The sequence below is a fragment of the Bacillus sp. FSL P2-0099 genome (assembly GCF_038007445.1).
GTDB lineage: Bacteria > Bacillota > Bacilli > Bacillales > Bacillaceae_G > Bacillus_A > Bacillus_A mycoides.
In genome coordinates, this window is the sequence record NZ_JBBOXE010000001.1 from 3,442,185 (window position 1) to 3,465,916 (window position 23,732).

Consider the following 23,732-nt stretch of genomic DNA (forward strand, 5'->3'; position numbering starts at 1 on the left):
AAATGTAGACAAACTATATAATGTACGTTGTCCAACAAAATTCCACATATATGGAGAGGAGTTTACTATACTATGCGCTACGTTATCGTAACAGGAACTTCACAAGGTTTAGGTGAGGCAATCGCCGTGCAATTGTTAGAAAAAAATACAACCGTTATCTCTATTTCTAGGAGAGAAAATAAACAGCTTGCAAAACTCGCAGAGCAAAACGACAGCAATTATATTTTCCATTCCATAGATCTTCAAGATGTACATAATTTAGAAACTCATTTTAACGAAGTCTTTTCATCTATTCAAAAAGACAATGTCTCATCGATTCATTTAATTAATAATGCAGGAACACTTGCACCAATGAAACCTATTGAAAAGTCAGAAAGTGAACAATTCATTACGAACGTTCATATTAATTTAATCGCACCAATGATTCTTACTTCCACTTTCATGAAACATACGAAAGACTGGAAAGTAGAAAAACGCATTATAAATATTTCATCTGGAGCAGGAAAAAATCCTTATTTCGGATGGGGAGCTTATTGTACAACGAAAGCCGGTGTAAATATGTTTACACAGTGCGTAGCTACTGAAGAAGTGGAGAAAGAATATCCTGTAAAAACTGTCGCTTTCGCACCCGGTGTTGTTGATACAAATATGCAAGCACAAATTCGTGAAACAAATAAGGAAGACTTTATTAACTTAGATCGATTCACCGCATTAAAAGAAGAAGGAAAGCTGCTGTCACCTGAATATGTTGCGAAAGCTATTCGTAACTTACTAGAAACTGAGAATTTCCCGCAGGGTGAAGTAATTCGAATTGATGAATAACAAAGAGGCACGCTATAATAGCGTGCCTTTTCATTCTATTTCTCTAAAAATATAAGTACAGACTCCATAATCTTCTCATAACCAATTTCTTGATAAATTTTATTTGATGTCGGATTTGCCAGGTCCGTATATAATGTCGTTGTTTTGTAGCCTTCATCTAACATACGTTGACTAAGTGCAGCGACACAACTAGATGCGTACCCTTTTTTCCGAGCTTCTTTCGGTGTATATACAAAATTAACTGTTATATTGTTTGTAGTCGGTCTCGTTTTTGCAGCTACAGAAACAATCTTCCCGTCTACTTCTAAACCAAATAGACAACGATTAGTAATTAATGTATGAGCAGTTTGTTTCGCTTCTTCTTTCGTAGTAGGAAGCTTCACATCTTCGCAAAATTGATATATCCACTGCTCTATTAATGTTAGCTCATCACTACTTACTTCTCGAAAGATTCCATCTCCGTTCCACTTTTTCTTTACTTGTTTTAATTCATATATACCTTGCTCCATTGCAACATTAGTTTTCTTATTCTCTAACACTGCAATCTCTTCCGCTAATTTCTGTACGATTTTTTTATTACCAATCAATCCAGGAATATGTGGATATACTTTCGTTAACTCTTTTGCAAGTTCCTTAATAGCTACTGCCGAAATCTCAGACGTAGCAACAATTATTTGTTTCTTTTCTTCTGTTTGAAGAAATACAGCTGCAATTTCTTCCTCTTGTTTTGCTACTCCTATAAATATCGGTTCTTGGACCATTTGTAATACACCTAATATGAGATTATTTTCCTGCTCATTCTTCTCTAAAAATGGTTTAACCTCTTCTGTAAAATTAAGAATCTCTTCATATACATGTAGTTGAATCATCGACAATCTCTTCTCTCTATTTATAGTTTCATTAAGTATTGGCGATTAATTCATTAAATCCTTCTTTTACGATTTAATAATGTTCGAAGCTAACGTATTCAAATCATTTTCAGCTTGTAAAATTCTTTGTTTTTCCTTTTCAAATACCTCTTCTTCTTTTTGAAATGACTCTTTTCGATTTTTAATCATACGCTCAATCTCTTTTTTACTCGGTCCACCATATACATTTCTTTTTTGAATAAAAGCTTCTGGTGATATAATTTCTTTCCACTCTTCTTCTAATAAATTTACTTTCAAATTTTCTTGTAAGTATACATTTATCTCTTTGAAATTTAATTCATGTAACTCCTTTTTCTGCTCCAATGACATATTCGCAATCGCACTTGCTGCATGATGTGCATGCCGAAATGGTATTTCATAGTTTTTCGTTAAAACATCTGCGAAATCTGTAATCGTAATCGCGTGTTTATATGAACGACTTTTTAACGTTTCCTCTTCTACTTTCATCGTTCGAATAACTGCGTTCATCATACAAAAAACACGAATCGCCTTTTCGATTCCTTTATATAAATACGGCTGCAAGTCATCCTCCGTATCGACAATATCGCCAAATGGTGTATTATGAATCATTTGAAATACAGTAAATGCTTCCCCTAAAGCACTACTCGTAATAGCACGGGCATGTTCTATTGAAACAGGATTTCGTTTTTGCGGCATAATACTACTTATTTGCACATATGGCTTCGCTACAGTAATCCCATCATATTCTTTCGTCGCTAATAGTAAAAAATCATGAATCCATCTACTCGTATTCGTCATAATAACCATTAGTAACGAGCTAACTTCTAATAAATAATCTGCTCCAGCAACAGCATCATATGAGTTCTCAATTACATTTGTAAACCCAAGTAACTGTGCCACTCGTTTTCTCTTAATTGGGAAGCTTGTTGTAGAAAGCGCAGCTGCCCCCATTGGAGAATGATTTAAAAGATGATACGCTTTTTTCATTCTTTCTAAATCTCGTTGCATCGTATCATAAATTGCCAAAATATAATGACCAAATGTTGTCGGCTGCGCCGGTTGTGTATGTGTATACGCGGGCATAATTGTTTCCATATGTTCACCGGCGAGCTCCAGCATACTTTCTTGCAGCAATAAATGATGTTCCATTAACCGCAATACAAATTGCCTTAAGCTCATGCGATACATCGTTACACCCATATCATTTCTACTTCTACCGATATGCATATTACTTACAAATTCACACTTTTCTTCTTGAGAAAGCAAATGTTCAACTAAGAAAAAAAGATCTTCATGTTGCTCTGTATATAGCAACTTCTCCTTTGGAATCCCCTCTACTTTTTTAAGTGCGATTAATATAACTTTCGCTTCTTCTCTTTTCATTAACTTCTCTTCAGTTAACATAGTAATATGTGCCCTATGCACTTGAAACATATCTTTTAATAAATAATTACGCTGAAAATTAAATACGTGCTGTAATACACAATCTACATATGTTTTCCCAGGGAAATCAGCGCCTTCATTCTTAATAAACTCTTCTTTACTCTGTTTCATCACCTTTTCCCCTTTCGCCTAAGTGTTACTACCCATCATACCCAAGGATGGTGAAAAAGTGCTTGTACATAAAAATAAACTCGGCGCTCATAGCACCGAGTTTATTTAATAAAAGTCGCATCATACTTATCACTTTGCAACACTTGAAAGTGTAGATTTGCTAAATGTTTACGTATTTCAGCACTGTCATCTTCATTTAAATTATTTGCCAAGAAAACAATTTCTGTACAGTTTCCGCGTTTATCCATTGCATAAACTGCTTTTGTTACCGTCCATGGTGTATAACCATTCTTTTGTCCAGCATGCCTGAATGTTTTACGATATTTCTTTGCGCTCATATCTGTTTCAACGATATTCGCCCACACTTTTTCTTCCGCTTCTGTAAGACCACCTTGATGATTTGCCTTTTGAAGCAGTACCATATAATCGTTAGCGGAAGCAGCCGGCAATCTATCCGACCAAATTTTGTCGTAACGTTCCTCTAAATACAGAGGAATTTCCTTCTGTAATAATGGTCCCTTCTTTTTTAAGCGTTCATGAATAATCATAGCATATTCACGATATTGCTCTTGAGACATTTCTTTTAACTTTTTCTCTATTTTATATTTTGGAACATGTAATTCTTTATGCAAATATCCCGGAATGTATAAAGATGAAACAATCGGAAATAGCGGTTGATGTGCAGGAAGTGCTAAACTTTGTAAATTCCGATTAATATTGTCTAATCCTAATACCTCCATTAAATATTCAGCATTTGCATTAGAACTAAACTTAACCATTCCTTTTGCAACTTCTTCTAAAGAAACCGCTCCTTCAGTTATCTTTTCTTTTTTTTGCAAATAATTTTGCCATCTATCTTGTGCACCACCATCTGTACCCGGCACATAATAACGATTCACATCATTAATTGAAACGAAACTAGACGGATCGATTTTCCCCTCTGTAACTTGTTTCGTATATTCAAGCGCCACAATTAACTTCATCGTACTAGCAACTGGCAATACAACATCCGGATTTACAGAATACACGACTTTATCATTTCTTTTTATTAAAAGTGCACTATTCTTTTCATCTTTATGTTCTTCAATAAAGGATGCTATGTACTGCGCATCATCATTATTTGAACTCCACACTTTTTTCACTAAAAAGTTACCTGATATCAGCAAAACAAAAATACCCACAATCACTGCGCATACTATAGTTTTTTTCAAGTAAAATTCCTCTCCTATTGTGTAACTCTTCTCTATTTATCTCTTAAAAACAAAATAATGGAGATGATTATTTAAACAATCATCTCCATTATTTTAACTTGTATGCTACTATTATGTCTACGTCATAATTTTCACAAAATCCTCTAGAAACTTTTTATAATGTAAAGACCAGCCAATTTTAACCCAATTTTTCAACGCTTTTGCTTCAGGTTGCGGGCGAAAATCAGCGATACTTTCCCCTTTCGCAACTCCAACCGTATCTACATCAACACGACGATACACGTAATCTAAAAGAGATGGATTTGCCGCTACCATCATCGTTACTACATCATGCACTGGGCTCCCTGTTATTTTAGGATTCAGATTTTTATAAGCTTTATAATAATAATCGAAAATCGGTTCTATTAATTTCTTGAAATTCGTTTTAGAATGTTTCGTAATGTATTTCACCATCTCCGGTGTAATAATCGCTTCTGATGTAACGTTAAGCGGTATTAATGTCACATTTTTCGCATTTTGCATAACTAATTGTGATGCAATTGGGTCACCATGAAAATTGGCTTCCGCGACCGGTGTAACATTTCCGGGCATTAAAAAAGCTCCGCCCATTATATAATATTCTTTCACATACTTCATCATTGGTTTTTCTAAAATAAATGCCGTCGCTAATGTTGTTGATCTGCCGGCATCAACAATGATTAGTTCTCCTTTATATTTTTCAATGATATCGAAAAATGCACAAAAAGGTTTAATATTGGGAGAAAAAGTTTTAGGAGGCTTAATAGGTCCCAAACCGTCTACCCCATGAATTTCCGGATAATATGTTACAAAATCCCCAGATAAAGGAATTTTAGCTCCATTAATAACAGGTATATCTTCCCGGCCCGCCATTTGCAATAAATACGCCGCATTACTCGTCGCCTTTTCCTGCGTTACATTCCCATATCCTGTTACTACTCCAACAATCTCAATATCAGGATGCAATAATCCATACATAATTGCTAAAGAGTCATCAATTCCTGGGTCTCCTAAAAATAATATTTTTTTCATAGACCTCAACTCCATCCCATCAATTGTTATTACTTTATGAATACATGACGGAATACAGAATGAAAAAGATAAATTTTGTATAAACAAAAAACGTAGGAACTTCATATTAGAAGTTCCTACGTTTTTCTATATTTTTATGCTACTTTTTTCATCGTAACCATACTACCAATTATATAAGAGATAAATGCAAAGCAAATCGGGAAAACAACTGTATGTATACCGAATGGATTAGGGTAGCAAAGGTGAATAAACATATAGGAACCTACTCCAACTAAAATAGATGCGAGAGCTCCAGTTGCATTTCCTTTTTTCCAATATAAACCTAACACAATCGGCCAAATGAACGCTGCTTCTAAACCACCGAAAGAAAATAAATTTAACCAAATTAAAAAGTCTGGTGGCTTAATAGCGGCAGCATATACGAGTAATCCTACGATACCAGTAATCAATAGGCTACCTTTCTTTATCGTACTATCCGCGGCATCTTTATTTATGTAGTTCACATATATATCTTTAATAATTGACGAACTTACAAGTAATAATAATGAGTTCACAGTAGACATTATCGCTGCCATTGGTGCAGCTAAGAAAACTCCAGCTAACCAAGGTGGCAACACTTCCATTGCGAGTAGCGGCATTACTTTATCTGGTACCGTTATGCCTGGAAGGACTACTCTTGCAAACACACCTGTTAAATGCATACCAATCATAATTGTACCGACGACAACCGTTCCAATGATTAATGCTTGGTGCATAGCTTTTGAATTTTTATAAGACATAGCACGCACACTAATTTGCGGTAATCCAACGACACCAATCCCAATTAAAATCCAAAATGATGTGACATATGATTTCGTTAAACTTCCATCCGCTCCGAACGGTGTTATTAGATTCGGATTAATTTGAATAAGTTCCTGCATAATCTTTTCAACTCCGCCACCAGCAATGACAGTAGCAATTAAAATGATTGTTGTTCCGACTAACATAATGATTCCTAATAACGTATCTGATAAAGCGACTGCACGAAATCCACCAATTAACACATACACAAGTACAGAAAATGTAAATAAAAATAGTGCCGTTGTGTAGGAAAGTCCTGTTAGCGACTCAATTAATCGTCCGCCGCCAACCCACTGGGCTACTGTTGCTGAGAACAAAAAGATTATAATACATAACGCAGAAAGAACAACTACCGCTTTATTATTGTATCTGCCCTTTAAATAATCAATAAGCGTAATTGCTTCCATCTTTCTAGCGATAATAGCAAACTTTTTACCAATAACCGTTAAAACGATATATCCTGTTACAACTTGAATCGCTGATAACAGCACCCATCCAAGACCCATATTGTAAGCAATACCAGGCCCGCCGATAAAGCTACTTGCACTACCGTACGTAGCAATCATCGTCATAGCTAATAATAAGCCACCAAGTTCACGCCCACCAAGAAAATATTCTTGTAAAAATTTATTATTAGCGGTTGCTTGTACACGTCTTGATGCATATACACCAATTAAAAACACAACGATAAAAGAAATTATCATTGGGATTATTACATACCAATTCATCTATCATTCCTCACTTTTTTCTTCCTCATCGAGTGAAATATCTTGAAATAAAAAACGAACAACTAAAATAAGCAAAATAACCATTACGATAAATCCAACGATACAGCTATAAAAAAACCATGCTGGAAAACCTAATACATATGTATATTCACTTGGATCCTTACTTCCAAGCCCATAAGCAAATCCATACCATATTATAAAATTAATAATAGCTAATCCAAGACCAATTAACGCTTCTCTATGGGCAACTCGAAAGCGCGGATCATCATGATAATTCTTCATTTTCCCCCTCCTCTCACGATGTATAATTGTACCACTGTTTTTCTAGTTTTTCCTACTAGAAAACAAAAACGCGCAGGATTTTTTGTAATTATATAGAATACAATGTTTCATTACATATTTTTTACAATTGTAACGAAAATGAAATTTGAATTTTCAGCATTTTTTATTTATGATTTTAAGTAGAGGCTTTTCATCTAGTTCCCACATCCTTGATTTCGGAATAAACGCCGTCTCGTACTGCGTTTAAATTATATTTTCAAGGGGGTTATACAATGAGTCAACTAGCTGTAAATCTTCATGAAAAGGTAGAGAAATTTCTTCAGGGCACAAAGAAACTATATGTGAACGGAGCGTTCATTGAAAGCGCTTCCGGAAAAACATTTAAAACTCCTAACCCAGCAACTGGTGAAACACTCGCTATCGTTGCTGAAGCTGGTCGCGAAGACATTCATAAAGCTGTGGTAGCAGCTCGAATGGCTTTCGATGAAGGTCCTTGGTCACGCATGAGCACTGCTGAACGCAGCCGTCTTATGTACAAGCTCGCTGATTTAATGGAAGAGCATAAAGAAGAGCTCGCACAGCTCGAAACGTTAGATAACGGAAAGCCAATCCGTGAAACAATGGCGGCAGACATACCACTTGCAATTGAGCATATGCGCTATTATGCTGGCTGGGCGACGAAAATTGTTGGTCAAACAATTCCTGTTTCCGGTGATTACTTTAACTATACACGCCATGAGGCTGTTGGTGTCGTCGGTCAAATTATCCCTTGGAACTTCCCACTTCTTATGGCAATGTGGAAAATGGGAGCTGCGCTTGCTACAGGATGTACAATCGTTTTAAAACCTGCAGAACAAACTCCACTATCCGCTCTATACTTAGCTGAATTAATTGAAGAAGCTGGATTCCCGAAAGGTGTTATTAATATCGTTCCTGGATTCGGTGAATCAGCTGGACAAGCACTTGTTAATCATCCACTCGTTGATAAAATTGCATTTACTGGTTCTACTCCAGTCGGTAAACAAATTATGCGACAAGCATCTGAATCATTGAAACGTGTTACTTTAGAGCTTGGCGGTAAATCACCGAACATTATTTTACCAGACGCCGACTTATCTCGCGCGATTCCTGGTGCACTTTCTGGTGTTATGTTTAACCAAGGACAAGTATGCTCTGCTGGATCACGCTTATTTATCCCAAAGAAAATGTATGATAATGTCATGGCTGATCTCGTCCTCTATTCTAAAAAACTAAATCAAGGTGCCGGTCTTAACCCTGAAACAACAATCGGTCCTCTCGTTTCCGAAGAACAACAAAAACGTGTAATGAGCTACATTGAAAAAGGGATTGAAGAAGGCGCTGAAGTACTTTGCGGAGGAAGTAATCCATTCGATCAAGGCTACTTCGTTTCTCCTACAGTATTCGCTGACGTAAATGACGAAATGACGATCGCAAAAGAAGAAATTTTCGGTCCAGTTATTTCTGCAATACCTTTTAACGATATTGATGAAGTGATTGAACGTGCAAATAAATCACAATTCGGCTTAGCGGCTGGTGTGTGGACAGAAAATGTTAAAACAGCACACTATGTTGCAAGTAAAGTACGTGCTGGTACTGTATGGGTAAACTGTTATAACGTCTTTGATGCAGCATCTCCATTTGGAGGATTTAAACAATCCGGTCTTGGCCGCGAAATGGGATCTTACGCGCTGAACAACTATACAGAAGTGAAGAGCGTTTGGATTAACTTAAATTAACGAGAAAGAACCTGACCTACTCGGTCAGGTTCTTTTCATTATGTATTCATTTACACTTGCAACCCACCGCTCACATTTAATACCTCTCCTGTAATGTAAGACGCATACTCTGATGCTAAAAAGGCAGCTGCGTTTGCAATATCTTCCGGCGTTCCGATTCTTCCAACTGGAATCGCTCCAGCCATTTTCTCTTTTACTTTATCCGGTATTGTTTTTGTCATATCAGTATCCATAAATCCTGGACAAATCGTATTACACGTAATACCAAAACTTCCAACCTCTTTCGCTGCTGTTTTTGTTAAACCTACAACCCCTGCTTTTGTAGCCGCATAATTTGCTTGTCCAATATTTCCTTCCCTACTAATAGAAGAAATATTAATAATCCGCCCATACCCTTGTTGCCTCATATAAAGAAGCGCTGGCTGCATACAGTAAAAAACGCCAGTTAAGTTCACTTGTAATACTTGTTCCCAAGCTGATTTCTCCATCTTATGTAACATTGCATCTTTTGTAATTCCAGCGTTATTCACTAAAATATGTAATGTACCAAATTTTTGCACCGCATATTCAATTAACGACTTCGCTTCATTTTGATTACTCACATCACATCGATATAAACTCACATCATACCCTTCATCTGATAATTCACGTGTCGTTTTTTGTAGCTTCTCTTCATTTACATCACTAATTAATACTTTGGCCCCTAGTTTTGCAAAAACTCGTGCGATTTCTTTTCCAATCCCCTGCGCAGCACCCGTTACAACAGCTGTTTTCCCATTCAACAAGTCCATCCCTATCCCCCATTTCTATTAGTTATATTGTATATTTCGGCTCTATGCTTTCCAAATCCTCTTTGTATAAAAAAGTCTATTTGTGTCAAACTAACTTTGCAACGCCGCATAAAACACAAGGAGATTGTTTCGAATGAAAAAAAAGAATGTAGATCGAAACAAAGCTGCCGATGGCATTGATGTTGAGTTCGCTCGCGAACTCGCTGACCACAATGACTTAGAAGCAAACGCACGTGCAAATGCCGCTGATGCACGTCAAAAACGCCAATCAACAGAAAAATAAGGAACTACAACGTTCCTTATTCTTTTCAACAGGGACCTACTACCCATCAAAATAAACCGAGAGTATCTCTCGGTTTATTTTCTATATTTCTTTACGTAGTGCGCTAAAGCAAGTAACGGATATATATGTCCATAACTATGATAGCGAATATAAAAGCCCCCCGGTAACCCTGTACCAGTAGGATATTTTTCATTCATAGTAGACTGCGCGAGCAAATATGAAATTCCTTTTCGAATAATCGGTGTTTCTTGATCGTAGTAAGAAATGAGTGCATCAAGTGCCCACGCTGTTTGTGACGGCGTACTAAAAGGTAAAGAAATAAATTTTTTCTCTACACTACTTTGACAGGATTCTCCCCACCCTCCGTCTTCATGCTGCAAATGTTCGAGCCATGAAGCGGCTTTTTTCAACGCTGGATGAGTAGAAGGCACTCCTAATGCACGTAAGCCTGTCATCGTTGCCCATGTCCCATATATATAACATATCCCCCATTTTCCATACCATGATCCATTCTGTTCCTGTACATCCATTAACCATTTGATAGCTTTCTTTTTTTGCTCTTCAAGCAACTCATTCGGTGCATACGTTCCGAATAATTCTAACACCCTACCTGTAATATCTGGTGTGGACGGATCGGTTATCATATCACTCGCATTTTCAATCGGCAAATTCGATAGTAACTTGCTCGTTACCCCTCGTTCAAAAGCTCCCCAGCCTCCATCATTGTTTTGCAATCCTTTCACCCATTCCACGCCTCTTCCCCACGCATCATCTACTCTATCATTCCCTCTACTTCGCGCTAACGCTCTAAGGGCAGCTGTAGTATCGTCTATATCAGGGATCGTCGTATTAACATCTGAAAATCCCCAACCGCCAGCTACAAGTGATGATGCATGTACGCTCCAATCTACCTTTTTAGTTTGTTGTTTTTGCAATAAATACTCCGTCGCCCTTTGAATCATCTTATTTTCATTTGTAACTTTAGCTTCTTGCAATGAATAGCTAAGTAAAGCGGTATCCCATACGGTAGAAGGAGAATTTTGCAAATGACTTCCTCTGTCCATCTTCCATATATAAGATTTTAATCCTGTCACAGCTTTCTCAATAATTGGAGACTGAATAGAGTGTCCTAATGCAAGCAAAGCATAAATCATATAAAACGTAGCACTGGCGTAACTATATAATGTTCCATTTTCATCTATACGCTCCTTCATAAAGCGCTCTACTTCTTCGTATCCTTTATGATGTAACGATAATGGATAAGATATTACCTTTTTCACATCACCTAAAAACGATTGAAACAGCGGAGACCGCTCCTCTCGAAACCATTGCCCACCCCCGCCTGCAATATGATTTAAATTTGGCAATAACTTTTTCTCTACACGGAATCTCTTATTCATACAAATCATCATCGGAATTAAATGTATACGCGCTGAGCTGCTTAGCCCAAATATACTGAGGGGGGAGTCATCTTGTAAAAATAAGATTGGCGTTGGAAAGTGAAAAAGCGCAGGAAATTCATATTCTCCATGAATCGCTAATAAAAATTTCGTCATAAAATGAGCACGAGAAACTCCCCCGTGTTCCTTAATAAACATTTCAGCTCGCCTCATATTCATAGCTTCTTTCGAATATCTTTCCGAAGCAAGTAAAGCAGCATATGCTTGAATCGTCGCGGATAAATTCCCTCCCTTTTCATCTTCGTATAATTTCCAAGTCCCTTCATTTGTTTGAAGAGATACTAACCTTTTCACAAACGGTTCTATTTCGTCATTTCGCCCTAATAATTTGAGTAAAAAAATCATGTGACAATCCGTTAGCAAAGCTCCTTCAAAACAAAATTGCCACGTTCCATCTCGCCTTTGCATCGTTTGAAGTACAGTCGTTCTCCGCTCTATCTCCTCATGCACTTTGTCATATAGTAGCACACCGCTCACCCACCCTTTCTAAGTCCGTATACGATATTCGAAAACTCATCTAAATATGTATGAAAACAAAGAAAAGCAGAACGTGTATTACACACATTCTGCTTACAAACAATACCCAACCCCAACAACAATTCCTAATAGTGCACCAACAACAACTTGATACGGTGTATGTCCAACGAGCTCATTTAACTTTTTATATTCTGTTTGTCTACCATGAAAAAAATCATTCAATATTTTCGCTTGCTTACTTACCGCAAGCCTTACTCCTGAAGCATCGTACATAACAATAATGGCAAAAATAGCGGCAACCGCAAATATTGGACTCTCCACACCTTCCACCACTCCGACACCTGTAGCAAGTGCAGTAACCGTCGAAGCATGCGAACTTGGCATTCCACCTGAAGCAAAGAACTTAGCAAAATCAAACTCGCCTGTTTTTATTAATTTAAAAACGACTTTCGTTAACTGTGCTAAAAACCAAGAAATTATAGCTGCTATAAGTGGATCATTATGTAAAATTGTTTCCATGTTTTTCAGCTCCTCACTGACTATAATGGAATTTCTATATAATATAAGTATAAAGAAAAATGCGTAGAAAATACTACGCATTATGACACTTTTGCTGATTTATTTTTAATAAATTTTGGTTGCTTCTGTAGTAGAAACTTTGTTTTCGCCATTGAAAAGACAAATAAAGCAATCCATATACAGAAAAACGCAATCATATGAGTAGATGTGAAATGTTCACCAAAAACGAACACACCTAAAATTAAACTAATAGTCGGCGCGATGTATTGTAAAAATCCTATCATATAGAGCGGAATAAGTTGTGCTCCTTTAGCAAAATAAAAGAGTGGTAACGCTGTAACAATACCTGCCCCTATTAAAAGAAACGTTGATATTGCCGAAATAGAACCGAACGAACCAAAGCCATGAACTCCTGTCATAAACAAATATATAAGTGCAAATGGCGTCACTAACATCGTTTCCATCGTAAGCCCAATTGTTGCATCATAATTTAATAATTTTTTCGTTAATCCATATAATCCAAATGAAAAAGCAAGTGAAAGAGAAACCCATGGAATTGATCCGAAACGTATCGTTAAAATAACAACGCCCAATCCAGCTAAACCAACCGCAACATATTGCCAAAAATTAAGCTTCTCTTTTAAAACAACTGTACCAAGTAAAATACTTATAAGTGGATTAATATAATACCCAAGACTTGCTTCGATTACATGGTTATGATTTACGGCCCATATGTATACAAACCAGTTTCCACTAATAAGTACCGAAGCAATTGTTAATGACATTAATAATTTAGGTCGTTTAAAAAGGGCCACTAACTCCCCACCAAACTGACGAAACCTCTTCGTTACTCCTAAAACTAACAACATAAAAACAAATGCCCAAACGATGCGATGCGCTAATATTTCATCTGCCGGTACTTCCTCCACCCATTTCCAATAAATCGGAAGGACTCCCCACATCGTATACGCACCTGCTGCATATATAATCCCCTGCTTTTGCTCTGCTGTTTGACTCCCCATCTTCCTTTTTCTCCTCTTCTCTTTTTTCTTCATTATAAAGTCTCACATACTTACTTTACCAATATTCAATCTGCATTTCTTTCGACATTCCTCTTGCAAATCCTTTATATGTATAAAAACACTCCTACTGTTATAATAACGAGCACTGGAATACCGAAGACAAATTTACTTTTATGTGTCTTATGATGAAACATATACATACCAATCCAAGCTCCAACCGCTCCTCCAGCTACAGCTGATAAAAACAACGTACTTTCTGGCGTTCTCCACTGTTTTTTCTTTGCTTTTCGCTTATCAAGCCCCATCATACTAAATGCTATAACGTTAATAATAATAAAGTATATCCATTTCATCTTATTCTCTCCCTTAAAAAATTCGCTTTATGTTAACACGAAAATAAGGTGCGCACAAATAAAAATGGCTATAGGTAAAAAAACTTTAGCCTACAGCCATAATTGTAATACCTTATACTCTATTTCTAATCTTACTATGTTTTTTCGCGTATATAAAATAAATAAAAATACCTACAATAACCCAAATTGCAAAACTGATTAAAGTGGTTTTAGAAAGATTTAATGCTAAATATAAACAACTTACTATCGCAAGTATAGGTAAGAATGGAACTAACGGAGCACGGAACGGTCTTTTCAAATTAGGATGTGTCTTCCTTAATACAATTACAGCTATAGATACAAATATGAACGCTGTTATCGTTCCCACATTCACTAAATTTGCCAACAAATTCAAGTCCAATAAACCTGCTAATACAGCCGCAAGAATACCCGTAATCCATGTATTAAAAAATGGTGTTTGATAACGTTTATGAACACTCGAAAATCTTTTTGGTAACAATCCATCTCGGCTCATCGAGTATGATACTCGAACAAATGCGAACATAGCAACTAACAGAACTGTTGTTAAACCAGCTATCGCTCCAACTGATAATAGACCAGCAATTCTATCCTCTCCTACAATACGCAGTGCATATGCAACTGGATCAGCTACATTCAGATCCGTAAATGGAACCATTCCAGTTAACACGAATGAAACACCAACATAAAGAATTGTACAAATGCATAAAGAGATAAGTAATCCAATTGGAACGTTACGTTGTGGGCGTTTCACTTCCTCTGCTGCTGTTGCAACTGCATCGAAACCTAAAAAGGCAAAAAATACAGTAGCAGCTCCTCCAATAACACCATGGTATCCAAAAGGAAGAAACGGCTGCCAATTCTCTGGCTTTACATAGTTTGCTCCTACAATAATAAATACTAAAATAACAGCCAGTTTAATAATAACCATTATATTATTTATACGTGCACTTTCTTTCACACCACGACTTAGTAAAAATGTAACAATTAAAATAATAATAACCGCTGGCAAGTCGATAATCCCGCCATTCCCCATCCCTGGTGCAGAAGCAATGATTGCCGGAATATGAATATTAAACCCTAGTAGCAATGACTGAAAATAGGCTGACCATCCCGCCGCCACCGCAGAAGTAGCTAATAAGTACTCTAACATGACACACCAGCCAACTATAAAAGCAAAAATCTCACCTAATGTCATATACGTATACGAATACACACTTCCTGAGACCGGGACTGTAGATGCAAATTCAGCATAACAAAAGGCTACACAAGCACATACAATTGCAGCTAACATAAAAGATAATACAATTGCTGGACCAGCATGTTTCGCCGCTACAATACCTGTTAATACGAAAATACCTGTACCAATAATTGCTCCAATTCCTAAAAGCGTTAAATCAATTGCTCCTAAAGTTTGCTTTAACACTTTTTTCTTTTCTTCATTCATTGCTTTCTTTATAAATAAACTCATTCGTAGAAACCTCTTTTTCAAAATTATCCCTTACTCATTACAATCTTTATTACTGTTGCTATTACACATTAATAATATTCATGCTTTACTTTCACTCCCTATATAGACTCCACAAATTACATAATTTAAAATCAGAAAAATCAATCTTCTAAAAACAAGCTTGTTTTTAGAAGATTGATTGAATTTATCACAGGATTAATTATATTGTCAACAATATAATTAATTCACCCGAATTGAATAATTATAAATAAAATAGCATTCCAAAATATACGATACCACTCACGAACACTGCCGATTCCCATTTTAATACAATTTCCATTATTCCAAAATTCATTTTTATACATTTAACTCAATGTAATCCCCGTATGCAAACATGATAAAATCAGTCGATTTGTTATATAGAAATAACTATTCATCTTATTAGAGCAATTAACTTTCCTGCAAATTACAAACAGTATTTTCACTTAAGACAATAAAAAAAGCGCAGATGTTCATCTGCGCTTTATTCTTCCGCTTCAATTTCTGTACTACTATTATCGATATGTTCCTTTCGAGCTTCTTCTTGCAGCTCTGCTGAAATCATTCCATAATAAATTTCTGGATATAATCCAAATATTTGATATACACTTCCTAAAAATGGCATCGGAATCCCTCATTTCTAAAGTTGTATTGTCATTCTTAAGGATTCCCTTTTCACTCATTATACATTCGTTTTTGGCACTTCTTCTTCATCGGGAACATGTAATATATTTTGCCATTTTTTATAAGGCGCACTATTTGGATCCACATACCCTTTCGCATACGAACGATCCCACAATTGTTTCATAAACATCTCTTTCTCTTTCTTTGCAACCATATCTGCACCTGTTCCGTAATAGTTTTGGAAATACAGCTCAATTTCATCAAGGAATAACCTTAACAAATCGTCAGATGTTTCTTCTAACGTCGGGTCATATTTTGCCTCACGGTCATACATTAAAATCATATCTAAAATATTATGAACATGCTCTTTACGGAGCCATCTTATATCTTGAGCGCCTAATACAAATGCATGTGTATATAAATGTCCACCTTGTATCATTGCCTTTTCTTGTTCTTCTTCAAATCGTGACAAGATGTTTTCATAAATAAACGGATTATGAAGCAATGCTCTGTGCAACTTATAACTTTCACTTGAAATATTTTTCCCCATCGACTGAATTAAAAAGCTACGGCCGACACCATTATATTGATACACGAATTGTCCATCAACAGCAACTAAGCTAATCCAGCGATACATATACGCGTATAGAAGAGCACGATTACATTTGTCGTAATCTAACTTCGTTTGCGTTGCATTCAAGTCTGGCATAAAGGCTGGTAAGTGCCAATATTTATCTAAATGCGGCGTCAAACTAGATTTTTTACTATTTAATTTGTTCACGCGGCGATAATACGATTGAAAATAATCACCTTTATCGTTCATAAAACCATTCGCAATATGTCCAGATGAAAGCTTAGGAAAATCTTGTAGCGATAATCCGTAATGAGCACGATAACAAATCACTTCAAATGGTGAAAACGCCTCGTTTACCGTATCTTTTTCTTTAAACATTTCTTGCAATAACTCTTCTTGCAATTCTTGTTTTAAAGATGGATGTACGCCCCAATATTGTAATTCTCTATGATGAGAAACTTTCGGAATGAACGGACTTGCTAAATGGAAAAGATCTTCAATTTTTTCACGAACGTATTCATCACGATCACGCTTCTTGAAATCTGCTTCTTTTCGCAATGCTTCAACGATATTAAGCTCTAATTTGTCACGATAGCGCACTTGAAGTTCGTCATAACAATAACTCAATATATGTTCACGATAGAAGTCTTCCACCTTTTTCGACTGAATTTCTTCGGCTTTCGCATCACGACAATATTCCCCGTACAAGCTCATATAAATTTCGGACGATATATCTTTCGGTAATACACCTAAATTTAAATGTTGCTGCATATCTTGCCAAATCTTTTCTTGCAATTTCTCTTCAGCTAATACGTATACATTCGTCGGGTTCGTTTTCCCCTCAAATTCCTTGCTTCGCTTTTGGATTTCAAACAATAAATTTTCACGTGTTTCGTATAAATTATCAAAGAATCTTTCCCAATATTGAATCATTTTATCAACTGCTTGGTATAGCGATTGATACACGAGTTCTAACAACATTTCTTTACGATACTCACTTAATTTGTGTACGTACTGCGTTACAATATCTTCAAATTCTTTTTTAAACAAACGCTGCTGATTATTAATCATTTTTCCAAACCAGCCTTGTTGCTGCGCAATTTCAACGCGGCGAACAGCCGTTACAGTTCCATCAATATTACTCACATTAAATTTCTTATCGTAGTTTTGAATTAAATTACGCTTTTGTTCATTATTTTCATGTAGTCGATTCATCTTCTCTACTAACTGCTTACGAATTTCATACAGCATAAAACGTGCTGCAACTGGATGAACTGGATCCGTTTTCTTTAAAAACCATGTATTTAATTGGTAAGACTGTCCTTCTGAGCCACTCGGTGTAAAGCGGTCTGATTCAATCATGTCATATAAAAGGGTAGTAACATGCTCATGTACACGGCTCGGAATGGCATAAGCATATAAACGAACCGCATGATCAACTCTCGCTACTTCCCCCTTCATTTGTTCCATCATTTTAAGCTTCGCAGCCGATATTTTGCACTCATGCTGCAGGCGGTTTAATTCCTCATCTTTTTGCACTGTACGGTGTACGTAACTCTCTACAGCATCTAAAAACAATTTTGATTTTGCAACACCGAGCTTACCACCCTCTGCCCCTTCACGTGTTTCATGGTACATTTGTCTATAAAAAATATGAGCTTGTTCTGGCCGAGTAGCAAGATGCTCTAAGTCTTCTAAATAACTTTTCCCGCGCTCTGGCTTTTCACGCTGCATACCACGTTTGACATCTTGGTCGTATCTTTGCTTTTTTTCTTGAAACAGTTGATCTAAATGAAGCCAAGATTCATCTAAACCTTGCACCGCCCATTTTAAAGCACAGTATTTCAAAACGTGCTCATACGGATAAATAAGTTTTGCCGTTCCTGCTCCGCAATATCTCCCTTTCCCACTCGATTCTGCCAATTGCTGAATTTGATTATCTTCTTGTGCAAAATGATTTGCAGACATTGGACTAAATAACTGTAAATAAATCGTATTTGCCATTTGCTCCATATAATCTGATAAATTGTGCAAATGGTGCCCATGTAAATTTTCATAATCATATAAGAAACAATAATTGTACGGTAAATGATGCTGCTTTATCGTATGGTTTGTTCTTCCGTCCTCATCCACTTGATCAGGACGATATTCTAATTCAATCGTTACGCCGCCTCGTTTTGATAATTCACCAGTCGATCCAAGCGTAATAGCGTGCAACTCTTTTAACGATGCATAACCATTCGCTTGCACAGTTTCAAACTCTTTCGCACTAACCGTTCTCGTCTTAACTAAAACATCTGGCATTAAAAACGCACCGCGAATTAAAATGTTATGATGCTGCAATTTCTTCCGGAGCATCTCACGCAAATATAATGCGATTTGTAAAAACATCCCTGAGCCTGTTCCGCCGGCTAGTGATGTTACAATAATGACACGTACACCATATTCGGTCTGATCACTTGTAACTGGAAAAATCTTCTCGATTTCTTGCCAAAACGATGTGAGTTTATCTTCTTTCATCGCAGCACGTAACGCTAACCGTGAAATGACGCGTAACTGTCCAGCCCCTTCTGTTAACGGTTTATCAAGTATAGTCGGATCCATCGGAAACCACTCTGGAATCGTTGGATCTCCCGCAATATACTCTCTCGGTGTTTTACTCGAGCTCGTTTGCGTCTTAAACTTCCGAATATGATCAAATTTACTCAATGTATTCACATCTGTATCAAATACATGCATCGCTACCTTTTTACGACGCTCCTCAGGTAATCTTTCATATATTTGATGTGTGACAGTACTACCGATTCCACCTAAGCCAATTAAAATTGTTGGAACTTGTAATGTCATGTGAACCACCTTCCTATTCTTGCTTGTTTGAAAAGAAGAATAAAGAGAGCCGGGCCTCCTCCGCCCCTCTTACACCCTATCTACTATTCACATTCGTACCGGTAAATCTCCTTACCATATCCTCTATCAATTACTAAAAGTTCATTTGGATACAACGTCTTATGCTCCATTCCTACCTCTTCCTCTGTTATAAACATCCCATCAATAATCATCCCAACCACTTGCGATTCTTTCGCTACAAATATAGATTTCGATCCTTTTTTCGCTATTAATGTTACAGATTGCACCGCCTTTCTTTCTGCTCGAAATGGAATGCCAAAATAGTGCTTCCACCATTTATTTTTAAGTAACTCTGGTTCAGATTGATAAAGCCAATCTTTCGCTACTTCTTGATCCCATTCGTAATATAGTAATGCTTTCCGATGAAATCTCGGACGAACAATCCATCCTAAAATAATAATTCCTACTATTAAAAGTAATAAAGTAATAGGAATTACAAATTTAAAAACGAGCGCATACTTCTCAAAAAACGGCGCATTTTCAATGTGCAGTACGATCTTTTCCTTTACTTCTTGTAATTTTGAATCATTGATCGTGATGGTAGCCTCTACGGTGCCGGTATCTGTAAAATTGAATGTGTCGGAGTAATAAGGTCGAGGATAAACATAAACTTGACTACCATGCTGTTTTAATTCATAGTTGATCGATTGATTCGATGTGACACCAGTAGATTTTAATAGTTTCTTTACAGCCTCTTCTGTCATCGGTTTACCATTTAACTGGGGCTGTAAAATAAATGGTTTACTATGTTCTAAATTTGTTACCTTTTCTTCATAATCTTTCGTAACAGCTTGAAGTGTTAATTTTGGTTTTTCAGCTGGTTCAATCTTGAATTCTTTCGTCTGTCTATAAAATCCCTTTATATTCATATGGACTTTCCCGCGTACTAACTCTTTACCAACCTGTGTCTCGTAATAAAACACATGGCTTTTATCATCCCACTTCATCGGATACTGCTTTCCGTCTATTTCTACTTCTGCTTCGAAATAAGAAGTTTGAATTGGTAATTCAGTAGGTTTCGCTTCAATAACAGCTGTCACACCTTCATACATTTTCTCAACATTTTTTCTATCTTTATCATCTTTGTCGTACGTAGAAACAGTATAATTAAGCGCTGGTTCAACAAGTACTTGTAATCCCTCTTTCTCAATGTCCTGATCCACTTCTATCGTATATGTCCCTGGCTTAATCACTTCCTGATTCGCTGTACTTACATGCACTATATTTCCGAATAATTTAGCTTCTCCTGGTGCATGTATAGAAAAAGAAGACTGCAATTGTAACGGTTTGGAAAGTTGCATAACTTTATAATTAAACAAAGAAGGTGATTGTCGTACAAGCGTCATACGCTTTAATGGAAACGGTGTTGTAATCTCTACTTTTTTCCCTACTATTTTCGTTTTGACAATCGACTCAACAGAAGAAAATGGATCACGATTTGCAACTAATGCTGCCACTTGATTCACACTTTGTACAATACCATTCTCACCGCTAGACGGCATGACAACTCCATTCATTTCTTTTTTCCAAATCTCTTTAAACGTATTTAACTGCAGCTTCTCTTGCTGCCCTAAATCCTCTTCCATCGTGATTAAGACTGGGTGTAAAGAGATCTTTTTAGAATCCATCTCTTTCTTAAACTGTGCTAACTTCTGTGTAATTTGTTCTTTTCCGCCAATCTTATCTTTCTCCAAATCATTAAATGCCCCGTCAGTTAATACAATAAGCCAAAATTCACGTTTCCCATCTATATCTGCTTCCTTTTTTATAGATTGCATCGCCGTTTCTACTGCGCTAAATGGAGTATTTAAATATGTTTTCCACGCCCCAATCCCCTCAATTTCTGCTTGCCTTTGATCCTTTGTTAATGAAATGTTTAATGGAGCATCCGGCTTACTCATTGGAACGTAAGAAAATTTATCTTTCTCATCTAATAGCGCAACTAAACTTTGCAAGGCGTAATTGGCATACTTCCAGCGATCGTTATTTCTCATGCTGCCCGAATCATCATATACAAGTGAAACGACCCTTTCCTTTGCCTCCTCTCCTTTTGCAAAAACTGAAAAAGGTAAACATATAAATAGAAACAGCATGAACGTGGCACAAATTCGAATTTTCATGATGAGGCTTCGCCACCTTTGTAGACAAATTCCTATGTTTAAATTTATGAGAGGAAACAAGATATATGACTTGTATTTTAGGACAACAGTTCACAGCAATTACATTATGTAAACAAAAATGAACTACTCCCATATTTTATTTCGAATTTTTTCCTTATTATATATATCTGAAATAACACATAGATTTCATACTTTTCCCGCTATAAATTCCACCATTAAAGTTTGATTTTCTTTTCAATACAAGAAATAAAGAGCACGCTATAATTAGCGCACTCTTTACTTCTTCACATATACTTCAACAATCGGATTTTCCTTTTGATCTGCATGTAAACGTATATTCTCTTCACCCGTATTATAAATGCTAGCTACCAGCATAACTGTTAACAAATTAGGGATTTTCCCGTCACTTCCATATTTTCGTTCAAGAGCTTCTGTATACTCGAAATCCAAATCACCCTGCACATATGTATACACTTCAAAACCATCTTTCAAATTACATACGACCGTATCAATAATATCCGCCCCTACTTGTTTCTTCATTTCACCTCGCAGTGCTTCTATTAATTCCTCCCAAGGAATTTCGTACGTCTGAAATTGGTCTGTAGATTTCATTTCTCTTCCTCCTCGTTATGTATCCTGTTCGTATATTTCCCCTTTCGTATAACAATTATGATAGATAGGTCATTCGTACAAGCCGCACTTGTCCTGCTTACATATCGTATTACGGTAATACGGAAGGAGGAAAGAACATGCATAGAAAAAGATGTTATGATACATGCCAACGTTATTTCGGTAAAGTTGTTCGAATTGAAGATCGGGATGGTCGCATTCACTTAGGCAAAATAATAGATGTAACAAACGATTCTGTTTGGATTGAACCAATGCAACAGCGCTCATCTTTTGATACAGGATTCGGGTACTATAACGCATATTCAAACGGCGGATGTGATATTTGCGGTGGTATTAGCAGATGTGATAACTGTGGATTTGGATGCGGTGGTGGATTCGATGGTGGATTTAGTGGCTGTGGATGCGGCGGTCGTGGTTGCGGTGGTTGTGGCGGCGGTGGCTGGGGCCTTGAACTCGGATTTGGCTTTATTTTTGGAATTACTTTGGCTGCATTATTTTTCATCTAACATAGTAAAGAGTTGACTATCTTTAGCCAACTCTTTTTCTATTTTTCACATATAAAAATCCGATGCCCTAAAATATGTTGATACATAAGCAGTACTTGTTCGTGTTGCACCCACGCCTCATACAATTCTTCCGGAATAAACGGTGATACATTCCACTCTGGTTCTTCCACATGTCCTGCAACTGTTTCTGCAATAGTTCCGCCACCCGCAATTGTAATTCTTTTAAAATTTGCTGCTTGAAATAAATGAATCCACTCATCCTCAGTTAATAATTCTTTCATACCGTATAACTGTCCAATCTTTTCCTCCTCTTTCTTCTCAATATGTTTTTCGGTAATCATTTCAATGACAACAAGCTTTCCATCCTTTTGTAATACACGATAACATTCCGAAATAACCTTTTCTTTATTTGTAAAAGCGAGTATAGATTCTCCAAGTACAAGCTCAAAAGAATCATTTAAACACGGTAACCCTTCTACATCGCCTTGAATCAATTGTATATTTAAACCATCAAACAACCATCTATCTTTCGCTTTTTGAATCATAATTTCATTCTTTTCAACCGCTGTCACTTTATAACCCAATTCTTTTGTCATATACGCCGCTGTTTTCCCAGTGCCGCAACCTATCTCAAGAACATTTGCTCCGTGTCTAAGTGGCAATTGAGATAGCAATTGCTTCGTTAACGTAAAACCACCAGGATGAGCACTCCCTATTCCGTAATAAGCTAGAAAATCGATGTATGTGTTTCGTTTCATGAGATTCTCCTTTGAGTTTTCTATAATACATATATTCATCCATAAAAAAATAGTGCACAGAAAAATA

General features: G+C 36.6%; 21 protein-coding genes. 4 read left to right on the forward strand and 17 right to left on the reverse strand.

Annotated elements, in window-relative coordinates; genetic code table 11:
• Positions 1-72 precede the first annotated feature (72 nt).
• Positions 73-822, forward strand: coding sequence for a (S)-benzoin forming benzil reductase (locus tag MKY90_RS17735; protein ID WP_341092142.1), 750 nt, complete (start codon positions 73-75; stop codon positions 820-822).
• Between the two features lie 35 nt (positions 823-857).
• On the opposite strand, the gene MKY90_RS17740 is transcribed toward MKY90_RS17735, so the two are convergent.
• From MKY90_RS17740 to MKY90_RS17765, 6 genes are all read right to left on the reverse strand, one after another.
• The gene (locus MKY90_RS17740; RefSeq protein ID WP_016127398.1) at positions 858-1,691 is read right to left on the reverse strand and encodes a GNAT family N-acetyltransferase; all 834 of its coding nucleotides are present in this window, start codon (positions 1,689-1,691) and stop codon (positions 858-860) included.
• A gap of 66 nt (positions 1,692-1,757) precedes the next feature.
• On the reverse strand, positions 1,758-3,266 hold the full coding sequence (gene argH / locus MKY90_RS17745; RefSeq protein ID WP_098168391.1) for an argininosuccinate lyase: 1,509 nt from the start codon (positions 3,264-3,266) through the stop codon (positions 1,758-1,760).
• Between the two features lie 101 nt (positions 3,267-3,367).
• Positions 3,368-4,477: a serine hydrolase gene (locus MKY90_RS17750; RefSeq protein ID WP_098168392.1), complete on the reverse strand. Its 1,110-nt coding sequence runs from the start codon at positions 4,475-4,477 to the stop codon at positions 3,368-3,370.
• 117 nt (positions 4,478-4,594) lie between these two features.
• A complete protein-coding gene (locus MKY90_RS17755) occupies positions 4,595-5,527 on the reverse strand; it encodes a nucleoside hydrolase (RefSeq protein WP_033708028.1) in 933 nt (310 codons plus the stop codon).
• A 134-nt stretch (positions 5,528-5,661) separates the two neighbouring features.
• Complete coding sequence (gene panF / locus MKY90_RS17760) at positions 5,662-7,095, reverse strand: sodium/pantothenate symporter (RefSeq protein ID WP_002087740.1); 1,434 nt, start codon at positions 7,093-7,095, stop codon at positions 5,662-5,664.
• 3 nt (positions 7,096-7,098) lie between these two features.
• Positions 7,099-7,377, reverse strand: a complete 279-nt coding sequence (locus MKY90_RS17765) for a YhdT family protein (protein ID WP_002014357.1) — start codon at positions 7,375-7,377, stop codon at positions 7,099-7,101.
• 272 nt (positions 7,378-7,649) lie between these two features.
• Here MKY90_RS17765 and dhaS point away from each other — a divergent pair, with 272 nt between their 5' ends.
• Entirely contained in the window at positions 7,650-9,134 is a 1,485-nt protein-coding gene (dhaS, locus tag MKY90_RS17770) for an aldehyde dehydrogenase DhaS (protein WP_002014355.1), read from the forward strand.
• A 50-nt stretch (positions 9,135-9,184) separates the two neighbouring features.
• Here the strand turns inward: dhaS and fabG are convergent, their stop codons facing one another.
• Positions 9,185-9,925 (reverse strand): 3-oxoacyl-ACP reductase FabG, encoded by a 741-nt coding sequence (gene fabG / locus MKY90_RS17775; protein ID WP_341092148.1) that lies wholly within the window; start codon positions 9,923-9,925, stop codon positions 9,185-9,187.
• Positions 9,926-10,058: 133 nt separating this feature from the next.
• On the opposite strand from fabG, the gene MKY90_RS17780 reads away from it, so the two are divergent.
• Positions 10,059-10,208 carry a YfhD family protein gene (locus MKY90_RS17780; RefSeq protein WP_002128468.1) on the forward strand — a complete coding sequence of 50 codons (150 nt, stop codon included), beginning with the start codon at positions 10,059-10,061 and terminating at the stop codon, positions 10,206-10,208.
• 74 nt (positions 10,209-10,282) lie between these two features.
• On the opposite strand, the gene MKY90_RS17785 is transcribed toward MKY90_RS17780, so the two are convergent.
• The 9 genes from MKY90_RS17785 to MKY90_RS17825 all read right to left on the reverse strand — a co-directional run bounded on the left by MKY90_RS17785 (position 10,283) and on the right by MKY90_RS17825 (position 22,383).
• Entirely contained in the window at positions 10,283-12,136 is a 1,854-nt protein-coding gene (locus tag MKY90_RS17785; protein WP_098168394.1) for a terpene cyclase/mutase family protein, read from the reverse strand.
• 102 nt (positions 12,137-12,238) lie between these two features.
• Positions 12,239-12,664 carry a divergent PAP2 family protein gene (locus MKY90_RS17790; protein WP_000447809.1) on the reverse strand — a complete coding sequence of 142 codons (426 nt, stop codon included), beginning with the start codon at positions 12,662-12,664 and terminating at the stop codon, positions 12,239-12,241.
• Between the two features lie 80 nt (positions 12,665-12,744).
• Positions 12,745-13,686: an EamA family transporter RarD gene (gene rarD, locus MKY90_RS17795; protein WP_002014350.1), complete on the reverse strand. Its 942-nt coding sequence runs from the start codon at positions 13,684-13,686 to the stop codon at positions 12,745-12,747.
• Between the two features lie 104 nt (positions 13,687-13,790).
• Positions 13,791-14,039, reverse strand: coding sequence for a DUF1294 domain-containing protein (locus MKY90_RS17800; RefSeq protein ID WP_016092058.1), 249 nt, complete (start codon positions 14,037-14,039; stop codon positions 13,791-13,793).
• Between the two features lie 112 nt (positions 14,040-14,151).
• Positions 14,152-15,528 (reverse strand): APC family permease, encoded by a 1,377-nt coding sequence (locus tag MKY90_RS17805; RefSeq protein ID WP_341092153.1) that lies wholly within the window; start codon positions 15,526-15,528, stop codon positions 14,152-14,154.
• Positions 15,529-16,030: 502 nt separating this feature from the next.
• Complete coding sequence (locus MKY90_RS17810) at positions 16,031-16,171, reverse strand: hypothetical protein (protein ID WP_002066460.1); 141 nt, start codon at positions 16,169-16,171, stop codon at positions 16,031-16,033.
• A 57-nt stretch (positions 16,172-16,228) separates the two neighbouring features.
• Positions 16,229-19,591 carry a tubulin-like doman-containing protein gene (locus MKY90_RS17815; protein ID WP_341092156.1) on the reverse strand — a complete coding sequence of 1,121 codons (3,363 nt, stop codon included), beginning with the start codon at positions 19,589-19,591 and terminating at the stop codon, positions 16,229-16,231.
• 83 nt (positions 19,592-19,674) lie between these two features.
• Positions 19,675-21,771: a vWA domain-containing protein gene (locus MKY90_RS17820; RefSeq protein WP_341092159.1), complete on the reverse strand. Its 2,097-nt coding sequence runs from the start codon at positions 21,769-21,771 to the stop codon at positions 19,675-19,677.
• 276 nt (positions 21,772-22,047) lie between these two features.
• Entirely contained in the window at positions 22,048-22,383 is a 336-nt protein-coding gene (locus MKY90_RS17825) for a hypothetical protein (RefSeq protein ID WP_002190357.1), read from the reverse strand.
• Positions 22,384-22,520: 137 nt separating this feature from the next.
• On the opposite strand from MKY90_RS17825, the gene MKY90_RS17830 reads away from it, so the two are divergent.
• The gene (locus MKY90_RS17830) at positions 22,521-22,907 is read left to right on the forward strand and encodes a hypothetical protein (RefSeq protein ID WP_002128474.1); all 387 of its coding nucleotides are present in this window, start codon (positions 22,521-22,523) and stop codon (positions 22,905-22,907) included.
• A gap of 38 nt (positions 22,908-22,945) precedes the next feature.
• Here MKY90_RS17830 and MKY90_RS17835 read toward each other — a convergent pair whose 3' ends face one another.
• Positions 22,946-23,665 carry a class I SAM-dependent methyltransferase gene (locus MKY90_RS17835; RefSeq protein ID WP_341092162.1) on the reverse strand — a complete coding sequence of 240 codons (720 nt, stop codon included), beginning with the start codon at positions 23,663-23,665 and terminating at the stop codon, positions 22,946-22,948.
• Between the last annotated feature and the right edge of the window lie 67 nt (positions 23,666-23,732).

What these genes read in the sequence shown, in the direction of transcription:
- MKY90_RS17735 (WP_341092142.1), top strand. Translation starts at nt 73, where the DNA reads ATGCGCTACGTTATCGTAACAGGAACTTCACAAGGTTTAGGTGAGGCA.
- MKY90_RS17740 (WP_016127398.1), bottom strand. Translation starts at nt 1,691, where the DNA reads ATGATTCAACTACATGTATATGAAGAGATTCTTAATTTTACAGAAGAG.
- argH (WP_098168391.1), bottom strand. Translation starts at nt 3,266, where the DNA reads ATGAAACAGAGTAAAGAAGAGTTTATTAAGAATGAAGGCGCTGATTTC.
- MKY90_RS17755 (WP_033708028.1), bottom strand. Translation starts at nt 5,527, where the DNA reads ATGAAAAAAATATTATTTTTAGGAGACCCAGGAATTGATGACTCTTTA.
- panF (WP_002087740.1), bottom strand. Translation starts at nt 7,095, where the DNA reads ATGAATTGGTATGTAATAATCCCAATGATAATTTCTTTTATCGTTGTG.
- MKY90_RS17765 (WP_002014357.1), bottom strand. Translation starts at nt 7,377, where the DNA reads ATGAAGAATTATCATGATGATCCGCGCTTTCGAGTTGCCCATAGAGAA.
- dhaS (WP_002014355.1), top strand. Translation starts at nt 7,650, where the DNA reads ATGAGTCAACTAGCTGTAAATCTTCATGAAAAGGTAGAGAAATTTCTT.
- fabG (WP_341092148.1), bottom strand. Translation starts at nt 9,925, where the DNA reads ATGGACTTGTTGAATGGGAAAACAGCTGTTGTAACGGGTGCTGCGCAG.
- MKY90_RS17780 (WP_002128468.1), top strand. Translation starts at nt 10,059, where the DNA reads ATGAAAAAAAAGAATGTAGATCGAAACAAAGCTGCCGATGGCATTGAT.
- MKY90_RS17790 (WP_000447809.1), bottom strand. Translation starts at nt 12,664, where the DNA reads ATGGAAACAATTTTACATAATGATCCACTTATAGCAGCTATAATTTCT.
- rarD (WP_002014350.1), bottom strand. Translation starts at nt 13,686, where the DNA reads ATGGGGAGTCAAACAGCAGAGCAAAAGCAGGGGATTATATATGCAGCA.
- MKY90_RS17800 (WP_016092058.1), bottom strand. Translation starts at nt 14,039, where the DNA reads ATGAAATGGATATACTTTATTATTATTAACGTTATAGCATTTAGTATG.
- MKY90_RS17805 (WP_341092153.1), bottom strand. Translation starts at nt 15,528, where the DNA reads ATGAGTTTATTTATAAAGAAAGCAATGAATGAAGAAAAGAAAAAAGTG.
- MKY90_RS17810 (WP_002066460.1), bottom strand. Translation starts at nt 16,171, where the DNA reads ATGCCATTTTTAGGAAGTGTATATCAAATATTTGGATTATATCCAGAA.
- MKY90_RS17815 (WP_341092156.1), bottom strand. Translation starts at nt 19,591, where the DNA reads ATGACATTACAAGTTCCAACAATTTTAATTGGCTTAGGTGGAATCGGT.
- MKY90_RS17820 (WP_341092159.1), bottom strand. Translation starts at nt 21,771, where the DNA reads ATGAAAATTCGAATTTGTGCCACGTTCATGCTGTTTCTATTTATATGT.
- MKY90_RS17825 (WP_002190357.1), bottom strand. Translation starts at nt 22,383, where the DNA reads ATGAAATCTACAGACCAATTTCAGACGTACGAAATTCCTTGGGAGGAA.
- MKY90_RS17830 (WP_002128474.1), top strand. Translation starts at nt 22,521, where the DNA reads ATGCATAGAAAAAGATGTTATGATACATGCCAACGTTATTTCGGTAAA.
- MKY90_RS17835 (WP_341092162.1), bottom strand. Translation starts at nt 23,665, where the DNA reads ATGAAACGAAACACATACATCGATTTTCTAGCTTATTACGGAATAGGG.